1 protein-coding gene is annotated in these 1,220 nt (G+C 69.2%); it reads left to right on the top strand.

Annotated elements, in window-relative coordinates:
* Positions 1-1,220 (top strand): toprim domain-containing protein (locus tag P3H78_RS33130; protein WP_276112877.1); only part of this gene is annotated, 1,220 nt, incomplete at both ends.

Genomic DNA, 1,220 nt, shown 5'->3' with positions numbered 1-1,220 from the left:
CGCACGAGACCGCGAGCTCGCCGACAGACTCCGCCCCGTCCTGCACGAGGCGATCCGACAGCACCCCGACAAGAGCCTGGCCGCCTACCGCGTCGACTTCCAGCACACCCCCCATGTAGGCCAGGGCGCCCTGCAGGATGCATCCGGCACTCAGGCCGGTGTGCCGCGCGAGCGGCTGATTGCCGTCAACCGTGCGGCTGCTCAGATCTTCGCCGAGCACCTGCGCAGCGATCCGCATGCCGAGCTGTCCCGTACCTACCTGACCGACGAACGCCAGCTCCCCACCGAGGTACAGCAGGAGTGGCACCTGGGCTATGCCCCCTCCGATCGTGGCGCCGGCCGCTGGGACGTGCTGACCCGCGAGCTGATGGCCCAGGGCTTCACTGAAGACGAGCTCCTGCACGCAGGCCTCGCTGTCACCAGCAGGATCGGCACGCTCATCGACGCGTTCACCGACCGGATCATATTCCCGATCCACGACGAGAACCAGGACATCGTTGGCTTCAGCGGACGGCGCGTCGACCGGCCCGGCGAGACGGACGAACAGGCCAAGGGACGCGGGGGACCGAAGTACCTCAACACCTCGAACGACGCGGACCTGTTCAACAAGAGCGATCTCGTCTTCGGGCTCCACCATCCCGCGCAGGCCGAGGCCCTGGCCAGCAGCAGCGGGCCCCGGGTCAGTGTTGAGGGCTACCTCGATGTGATCGCTGTCGCGCGAGCGGCCGCCACGCTGCCGATAGAGCAGCGGCCCGTGGTCGGCGCCCCGATGGGCACCGCGTTCACCGAACGCCAGCTCACCGTCCTGCGCGGCCTCGACACCGACAATCCGCGCCCCCACATCGTGTTTCTGGATGCGGACGAGAGCGGTCGCAAGGTGCTGCTCGACAAATGGGATCTGCTGGTGAAGGCCGCCGGGCCCACCACGGTGACCACCGCTCCGGACGCCAAGGACGCGGCGAAGCTGTGGGAAGAGGGCATCGACGCCGGCGGCGACGGTGCCGCACCCGTGCTGCACGCCCTGGAACAGCACCAGCCCCTCCTCGACGCCACGGTCGAAGCAGTCCTGGTGAAGAACGCCGACGAGAGCGAGCGAGCCAACCACGCCTTCGCCTCCACCCGGTTCTTCCCGCGCACCCGGGCCATCGCCGCCGAGGCCGCCCGCTACATCCACCAGGCGGTTCAGGCCGAAGCCCCCGGCGACTCAACCGCGCTCGAGC

The organism is Streptomyces tropicalis, assembly GCF_029269835.1.
Lineage (GTDB): Bacteria > Actinomycetota > Actinomycetes > Streptomycetales > Streptomycetaceae > Streptomyces > Streptomyces tropicalis.
The sequence above is the reverse complement of the archived record's forward strand: the minus strand, read 5'-3'. Positions and strand labels throughout refer to the sequence as shown.